This is a genomic window from Actinomyces sp. HMSC08A09, assembly GCF_001807465.1.
In the GTDB taxonomy this organism is placed as follows: Bacteria; Actinomycetota; Actinomycetes; order Actinomycetales; family Actinomycetaceae; genus Actinomyces; species Actinomyces oris.
Map to the genome: position 1 here is coordinate 15180 of NZ_KV789137.1, position 8668 is coordinate 23847.

The window sequence follows — 8668 nt, forward strand, 5'->3', positions numbered from 1 at the left end:
CATTCTGGAGGCAAGCGCAGTCCTCGCCGCGAAAGTACGTTCTCGACGGCGGCTTCACTGGCTAGAGCGACGCGATTCTGCTGGGATGGGCGCGAAGGAGGCCCCGTGATGACTCATGCTCCTTTGGCTGCTGGACGCAGACACACCGTCCGATGTCTCCCCGACGGACGGGTGGTCGCCGTCGGAGCGGACGGTGCCGGAGAGTGCCGGGTCTCGCAGTGGCGAGGCGTCATCTCCGTCGCGGCGGGCAGTGTCCATCTGGCCGCCAACACCGGCCGGTCTCACACGCTGGGCCTGTGCAACGACGGAACAGTGCTGGCCTGCGGTTGGAACGCGCAGGGGCAGTGCGACGTCCGGGACTGGCGGGACATCGTCGCCGTCGCCGCAGGATGGAGATTCAGCGCAGGACTGCGCATCAACGGGACGCTGGTGACCACCGGCCGCGACGCCGAGGGGCAACGGCAGGTTGACCACTGGCGCGAGATCACCGGTATCAGCTGCGGCGACTGGCACACGGTGGCCGTTCGTGCCGACGGGAGCGTCTGCGCAGCCGGCAACAACGCCGCCGGCCAGTGCGAGGTGCAGGACTGGCACCGAGTGCGCGCGGTCTCCGCGGGCTACCTCCACACTCTGGGGCTGCTGGAGAACGGCACTGTTCGCGCGGCCGGGCGTCCGGAGCTCTGGGCCGGGATCGAGCGCTGGTCCACTATCACCGCCGTGGCGGCGGGCAGCTACCACAGCATCGGACTCAGGGCCGATGGGACCGTCGTCGCAGGGGGCAGATCAGAGTCCGGTCAATGCGAGGTGAGCCAGTGGCGCGACATCGTGGCCATTGCGGCGGGCGCGGCCCACACCGTGGGCCTACGCGCCGACGGCGGCGTCGTGGCCACTGGCTCCAACAGTCACGGCCAGCTCGAGGTCGGGGCCTGCCCCGCCGGCTGAGCCCGGCGCCGCCACCGCACTGACACACGTGAGGCTGAAGGGCTAAGCCCGAGCCCCGACGTCGGATCGGGGACGTACTTCCCAGCCGAGGACTGCGTTCTCCCACCGGCGACTGCGCCCCGGCACTCGCATTCTGGAGGCAAGCGCAGTCCTCGCCGCAAAAGTACGTTCTCGCAGCACAAGTGCGTTCTCGACGGCGTCGGCCGCGCTCCCGCCGAGGCCTGCTCGAAGCCCATCGCAGATAAGGGCAGTAATGCATGACGCAATCCACCTCTAGGACTTACCTCCCACACGCCGCAGACACCCCCTGTTCAACCCTCCCTCACCCCTCACAGAACCGCACCACCTCAACGGAAAACCTGTCTCAGAGAGCGGAACCAACCGACCGGGAGTCCGTCGTTGTCAGATGAGCACCACCACCGGGCCGTAGCCTGAGATACAGCCGAGGCCGCATCACATCCAGCTTCGAAGCAGGTGAGTCCGGGCGGTCCTCGTGACAGTCTCAGTTACGACGTCGTGGAGGCATATCGTGCGAATCGCCCTTTTCGCCACCTGTCTTGCGGACACCATGTTCCCGCAGGCAGCGCAGGCAACCGTCACCATCCTGGAGCGCCTCGGCCACCAGGTCTGCTTCCCCGAGGGACAGGTCTGCTGCGGCCAGATGCACGCCAACACCGGCTACTTCAAGCAGGCCGCCAAGATCACCCGCAACCACGTGGAGACCTTCTCCCCCGTGCTCGACGGCGAGTGGGACGCCATCGTCATCCCCTCGGGCTCGTGCACCGGCGCGGCCCGTCACGAGCAGGGCCTCGTGGCCGAGCACGTGGGCGACACGGCCCTGGCCAAGCGGGTCGAGCAGATCGCCGCGCACACCTACGACTTGACCGAGCTGCTCATCGATGTCCTGGGCACCGAGGACGTGGGCGCCTACTTCCCGCACACGGTCACCTACCACCCCACCTGCCACTCGCTGCGCGTCGCCAAGGTCGCCGACCGCCCCTACCGCCTCCTCAAGGCCGTCGAGGCCCTCACCCTCATCGACCTGCCCGACGCCGAGGTCTGCTGCGGGTTCGGAGGCACCTTCTCCATGAAGAACTCCGAGACCTCCACCGCGATGCTCGCCGACAAGATGAGCAACGTGATGTCCACGCGCGCCGAGGTCCTGTGCGCCGGCGACTACTCCTGCCTCATGCACATCGGCGGTGGCCTGTCCCGTGTCAACTCCGGGGTGCGCATCATGCACCTGGCCGAGATCCTGGCCTCCACCAAGGACGCACCCTTCGAGGGCAACATCTCCTTCGCCCCCAAGCACGTCCAGCACACCGGTAACTCTCAGCACACACAGGCGGTGGCACGATGACACAGGTATTTCTCGGTATGCCCCACACGGGCGGGTGGCGCACCGAGGTCGAGCAGCCCGAGGACACGCTGCGCTGGGGACCCACCTTCCCCGAGGGCGCGCACAAGACGCTGGCCAACACCCAGATGCGCCGCAACCTGGGCCACGCCACGCGCACCATCCGCTCCAAGCGCGCCGACCGCGTGTCCGAGATGCCCGACTGGGAGGACCTGCGCAACGCCGCCGAGGCCGTCAAGTTCGAGGTGGCCTCGCGCCTGCCCGAGCTGCTGGAGCAGTTCGAGGCCAACGTGACCGCCCGCGGCGGCATCGTCCACTGGGCGCGTGACGCCGCCGAGGCCAACCGGATCATCACCGACATCATCGCCTCCAAGGGCGTCGACGACATCGTCAAGGTCAAGTCGATGGCCACCCAGGAGACGAACCTCAACGAGTACCTGGCCGATCGGGGCATCACCGCCCACGAGACGGACCTGGCCGAGATGATCGTCCAGCTGGCCGACGACATGCCCTCGCACATCGTAGTGCCCGCGATTCACCGCAACCGCTCCGAGGTGCGCGGCATCTTCCTGGACCGTATGGAGGACGCCCCGGCGGACCTCTCCGACGACCCCAAGGAGCTCACGGCCGCGGCCCGCTCGCACCTGCGCAACAAGTTCCTGCACGCCTCGGTGGCCGTCTCCGGCACGAACATGGGTGTGGCCGAGACCGGCACGGTCTCGATCTACGAGTCCGAGGGCAACGGGCGCATGTGCCTGACCCTGCCGGACACGCTCATCACCCTCATGGGCATCGAGAAGCTGGTGCCCCGCTTCCAGGACGTGGAGATCTTCTCCCAGCTCCTGCCGCGCTCGGCCACCGGTGAGCGCATGAACCCCTACACCTCCATGTGGACCGGTGTCACCGAGGGCGACGGCCCCAAGGAGTTCCACCTGGTGCTCATGGACAACGGGCGCACCAAGACCCTGGCCGACCCGGTGGGCCGCCAGGCCCTGGCCTGCATCCGCTGCGGGTCGTGCATGAACATCTGCCCCGTCTACCAGCACACCGGCGGCCACGCCTACGGCTCGGTCTACCCCGGCCCGATCGGCTCGATCATCACGCCTCAGCTCACTCAGGGGCTGGCCGACGACGACCCGGTCCACACCCTGCCCTTCGCCTCCTCCCTGTGCGGGGCCTGCGGCGAGGTGTGCCCGGTCAAGATCGACATCCCCACGATCCTCATCCACCTGCGGGCCCGCTCCGTGGACGTCAAGCGCCGCGCGGTGCCGGACGTGTGGGATGTGGCCATGAACGTCTCGGCCCCGGTGATGTCGAAGAGCTCGCTGTGGGCCGCCGCCTCGCAGACGGTCAAGGCCTCGGCGCTGCTGGGCGGCAAGGAGGGCAAGATCGGTGCCCTGCCCTTCCCGGCCTCCCTGTGGACCGGAGCGCGCGACCTGCCGGTGGCCCCCTCGGAGACCTTCCGCCAGTGGTGGAAGCGCACTCACCCCGAGGGTGAGACTCCGCTGAGCCAGGTCGCCGGCGCCCAGAGCGGCCGCGGTCACGCGGACGGCTTCCCGGCCGACCCGCCCCCGCCTTCTGGCAAGCCGGTGTCCGGCAGCGCGAGCGCCGACGGCGAGCCCACCCCGGCCGCGCTGGACGCACGCTCGGCCATCAACAACCCTGAGCCGATCGCCCCGGAGGCATCCGCCTCCCAGGCCCCGGCCGGCTCGACCAGCGAGGAGGAGCTGTGATGGATGCGAAGTCCGCGATCCTGGCCCGCGCCCGCGACGCGATCTCGCGGTCCCAGACCCGACCGGTGGGGCCGATCCCGCGCAACTACATCCGCTCCGGGGAGAATCCCCCCGGCTCCAAGCCCGTCGTTGACGAGATGATCGAGAAGCTCGAGGACTACTCGGCCGAGGTCATCGTCGCCCCCAAGGACGCGGCGATCCTGGATGCCATCGACGAGCTGCTCGGCGAGGCGCGCTCCGTCGTCGTCCCCGCCGGACTGCCCGAGGACTACAAGAAGGCGGCAGCGCGCAACGGCCGCACCGTGGTGGAGGACTCCCGCGAGAAGGCCATCGCCACCCTCGACCTCAATGAGATCGACGCCGTGCTGACCTGCTCGCGGGTGGGCATCTCGATCTCGGGGACGATCGTCCTCGACGGCGAGCCGGACCAGGGCCGCCGGGCCATCTCGCTGGTGCCGGACAAGCACGTCGTGGTCCTGGAGCGCGAGACGATCATGCCGACGGTGCCGCAGGCCGTCGACGTCCTGGGAGAGCACCCCACGCGCCCGATGACGTGGATCGCCGGCGGCTCGGCCACCAGCGACATCGAGCTGGTGCGTGTCAACGGCGTGCACGGCCCGCGCAACCTGCGCGTCGTCATCGCCCACTGAGGTTCATCAAGACCGCTCTCACTCCGCGTCGCCCGATTGCTCACTGCTCGGGCGGCGCGGAGTTTTGTCGTCTCTTCCCTGCTCCCGCAAGAGTTTCACGGGGATCAGGGTGAGGGGCGGACCGTTCCGCTGAGGCCTCCCGGAGTGGACGCCCACCGGATTTCCAAGGAGGCCGGGTTGACTGAAGGCCACTGGTGGCAGCGCGGAAAGGACCTCTTCTTGACCATCTCACTGACTGAGTCGCCCCTGGCCCCCGCCTACGACCGCTCCGCCATGACCACCGGGATCGTCCACATCGGTGTGGGCGGCTTTCACCGCGCCCACGAGGCCGCCTACCTCGACAGGCTCATGCGTCGGCGCGCCGGGTCCGGGCCCGGCGGCGGAGCAGCCGCCGCAGCGGGCGGCTCCTGCCTGGAGTGGGGGATCTGCGGCGTCGGCCTGTTGCCCGGGGACGCCCGGATGCGTGACGTGCTGGCGACTCAGGACCACCTCTACACCCTGGTGCTCAAGCATCCCGGTGGGCTGCGCGATCCAGCGGTCATCGGCTCGATCCACAACTACCTCTTCGCCCCCGACGACCCCGAGGACGTCCTGGCCCTCCTGAGCGCACCGACCACCCGGATCGTCTCGCTGACGGTCACCGAGGGCGGCTACAAAGTTGACGATGCCACCGCCGCGTTCCGCACTGAGGCACCCGGAGCCGTCCACGACGCCGAGCACCCGGGCGAGCCGACGACCGCCTTCGGCTACATCGTTGAGGCGCTGAGGCGTCGTCGGGAGGCGGGGATCGCTCCACTGACGATCATGAGCTGCGACAACCTGCCCGGTAACGGGAAGGCGGCCCGCACGGCGGTGGTCTCCCGGGCCGCGATGAGCGACCCGGAGCTGGCGGACTGGATCGACGGGAACGTCGCCTTCCCCAGCTGCATGGTGGACCGCATCACCCCGCGCACCACGCGGGCCGACGTCGCCGAGCTGCGGCGGGCACTCGGTGTCGAGGACGCCTGGCCGGTGGTCTGCGAGCCCTTCACCCAGTGGGTGATCGAGGACGACTTCCCCGCCGGGCGGCCCCCGTGGGAGGAGGTCGGGGTACAGATGGTCGACGACGTCGTCCCCTACGAGCTCATGAAGCTGCGTCTGCTCAACGCCTCCCACCAGGGGCTGGCCCACTGGGGGCGGCTACTGGGGATCAAGTACGCGCACGAGGCCGCAGCCGATGCGGACATCGCCTCCTGGGTAAGGGCCTATCTTGAGCGCGAGGCGCGGGCCACCCTGCGCTCGGTGCCGGGGATCAACCTGGACGACTACATCAGCACGCTCTTCAAGCGCTTCACCAACGAGGCGATCGCAGACACGCTCTCCCGCCTGGCGCAGGACGCCTCCAGCCGGATGCCGAAGTTCGTCCTGGGCACGGTGCGCGACAACCTCACCGCCGGCGGGCCGATCCGTCTGGGCACGGCGATGGTGGCCGCGTGGGCACTGGGGTCGGAGGGCTACGACGAGAACGGCGGGGCAATCGTCGTCGACGATCCTCTGGCCGAGGAACTGAGGCACCTGATGGCCGCGCAGCGGGCCGGCCACGGCACCGCCTTCATCTGCCACGAGGGGATCTTCGGAGGCCTGGCGACCAACGAGCGCTTCCGACGCACCTTCGTCGAGGAGCTCGAGGCCCTGCGGCGCCAGGGGGCGCGGGCGCGTCTGCGCGCTCTGGCCGGCCGCACCCGGGCGGCCTAGCCCCAGGCTGTCGGCCCTGTCGTCGTCCTGCGCTGTCGTCCCCCGCCGTCGTCCTGCGGCCGGGGACATCCTGCGCGCCCGGGGACGTGCGGCTCCCAATGGGGACATCGCGCGCGTCCGGGTGCAGGATTCCTGTCCCCGACGGCGTCGAATGCCCCTGGTTGGAAGGAGATGCACCCGGCCGCGTGGATTGTCCCCCGACGGCGAGCAGACGCCACCGCGACGGAGAGACTGGCCCCGCGCAGAAATTGCAAATCTCTCCCTCCCGTTAGACGGATTGCTTAGGCTAACCTTGCTTCGGTGACCTTTGTCCCATAGCATGAGGTGGTTCGTAGGCCTCAGTGCCGGCCACGGGGGCCGGCCGCCTCCACGAGCACTCCGCGCCGCGCGGAGCGTCCAGAATCCGACTCACCGATGAGGTTCCTATGGTCAAGCGCCAGCTGCCCAACCCGAGCGAGATCTTCGAGCTGCTCCACTTCAAGACGCCCGAGCTCAACCCCAGGCGTCGCCGACTCGACGCCGCACTGACCACCTGGGACCTGCGCAAGATCGCCAAGCGCCGTACTCCGGCCGCGGCCTTCGACTACACCGACGGCGCCGCCGAGGGCGAGGTCTCCCTGCGCCGCGCCCGCCAGGCCTTCCGCGACATCGAGTTCCACCCCGACATCCTGCGCCCGGCCATCGACGTCGACACCTCCTGCGAGATCCTGGGCGGGCGCTCATCCATGCCCTTCGGCATCGCCCCCACCGGCTTCACCCGCCTCATGCAGACCGAGGGTGAGGTCGCCGGGGCCGGGGCCGCCGGCGCCGCCGGGATCCCCTTCACCCTGTCCACGCTGGGCACCACCTCCATCGAGGACGTCAAGGCCGCCAACCCCCACGGGCGCAACTGGTTCCAGCTCTACGTCATGCGCCAGCGCGAGATCTCCTACGGGTTGGTCGAGCGCGCCGCGGCCGCCGGCTTCGACACCCTCATGTTCACCGTGGACACCCCCGTGGCCGGGGCCCGCCTGCGCGACAAGCGCAACGGCTTCTCCATCCCGCCCCAGATCACCGCCGGCACCGTCCTCAACGCGATCCCCCGCCCGTGGTGGTGGTTCGACTTCCTGACCACGCCCAAGCTGGAGTTCGCCTCCCTGAAGTCCACCGGCGGCACCGTGGGCGAACTGCTCGACAACGCCATGGACCCCACCATCAGCGACGAGGACCTCAAGGTCATCCGCTCCATGTGGCCGGGCAAGATCGTCATCAAGGGCGTCCAGACGGTGGAGGACTCCAAGCGCCTCATCGACCTGGGCGTCGACGGCGTCCTGCTGTCCAACCACGGCGGGCGCCAGCTCGACCGCGCCCCCGTCCCCTTCCGCCTCCTGCCCGAGGTGGTCCGTGAGGTCGGCAAGGACGCCACGATCATGGTGGACACCGGCATCATGAACGGCGCCGACGTCGTGGCCGCCGTCGCCCTGGGCGCCAAGTTCGGGCTCGTGGGCCGCGCCTACCTCTATGGCCTCATGGCTGGCGGGCGCGAGGGCGTGGACCGCATGATCGAGATCCTCTCCGACGAGGTCATCCGCACCATGAAGCTCCTGGGCGTCTCCAGCCTGGACGAGCTCGAGCCGCGCCACGTCACCCAGCTGACCCGCCTGACCCCGGTGCGCCCGAACGTCAAGGCCGCAGCCGACGCCCTGGCCCACTGAGGACCCCAACCCGCATAGTCCTACCGACCTAACCCTCCGCGCGTCGTTAGAGGAGTCCCCGTCATCCGCCCAGCGCGGCGGTACCCGGTGGCCCCGGAGAAGAGACCCCAGTGGTCACCTCTCCGGGGCCACCGTCGTCTGGCCAAGAACCGGAAGCATGCCGGAAACAGGCCTGGCGCTATGGTCTGGGCACCATCACTCCTGACCTCGGCGACAGGTCTGTGCCCCTCGCGTCAGACGGAGCACCCGGCGCCCTGGATCACCCCTGCGGCCGGCCCCGAACGGCCACCGCCCCGAGAAAGGGACACCGCCATGGCACAGACCGAGTCCAGCTCAACGTTCGACTCGACGTCAGGCCTGATGTCAGCCGCCGCGACGGCGGTCAACGAGTGCGAGGATGAGCTCAGCGGGCCCAGCCGCCTCATCTCCAGCCGGTGGCGGCCCCGCAGCCTGCGCACGACGCCGTCGAGGCAGGACCGGGGACTGTTCGGCCACCCTCGGGGGCTTCCCTGGATGCTCAACGTGGAGATGTGGGAGCGCTTCTCCTACTACGGCATG

6 protein-coding genes and 1 pseudogene are annotated in these 8668 nt (G+C 69.4%); all 7 read left to right on the plus strand.

Features of this window, described 5'->3' with window-relative positions:
• Window positions 1-108 precede the first annotated feature (108 nt).
• On the plus strand, window positions 109-942 hold the full coding sequence (locus HMPREF3165_RS09570; RefSeq protein WP_070512873.1) for an RCC1 domain-containing protein: 834 nt from the start codon (window positions 109-111) through the stop codon (window positions 940-942).
• Between the two features lie 529 nt (window positions 943-1471).
• Entirely contained in the window at window positions 1472-2302 is an 831-nt protein-coding gene (locus HMPREF3165_RS09575) for a (Fe-S)-binding protein (protein WP_003789184.1), read from the plus strand.
• Window positions 2299-4032, plus strand: coding sequence for a LutB/LldF family L-lactate oxidation iron-sulfur protein (locus HMPREF3165_RS09580; protein ID WP_070512876.1), 1734 nt, complete (start codon window positions 2299-2301; stop codon window positions 4030-4032). The genes HMPREF3165_RS09575 and HMPREF3165_RS09580 overlap by 4 nt, the downstream gene beginning before the upstream one ends.
• Window positions 4032-4682, plus strand: a complete 651-nt coding sequence (locus HMPREF3165_RS09585) for a LutC/YkgG family protein (protein ID WP_070512879.1) — start codon at window positions 4032-4034, stop codon at window positions 4680-4682. The genes HMPREF3165_RS09580 and HMPREF3165_RS09585 overlap by 1 nt, the downstream gene beginning before the upstream one ends.
• 273 nt (window positions 4683-4955) lie before the next feature.
• The gene (locus tag HMPREF3165_RS09590) at window positions 4956-6416 is read left to right on the plus strand and encodes a mannitol dehydrogenase family protein (RefSeq protein ID WP_256275254.1); all 1461 of its coding nucleotides are present in this window, start codon (window positions 4956-4958) and stop codon (window positions 6414-6416) included.
• Window positions 6417-6841: 425 nt separating this feature from the next.
• Window positions 6842-8110, plus strand: coding sequence for an alpha-hydroxy acid oxidase (locus tag HMPREF3165_RS09595; RefSeq protein WP_070512882.1), 1269 nt, complete (start codon window positions 6842-6844; stop codon window positions 8108-8110).
• 312 nt (window positions 8111-8422) lie between these two features.
• Window positions 8423-8668: pseudogene (locus HMPREF3165_RS13895) on the plus strand (MFS transporter); the annotation flags it as partial.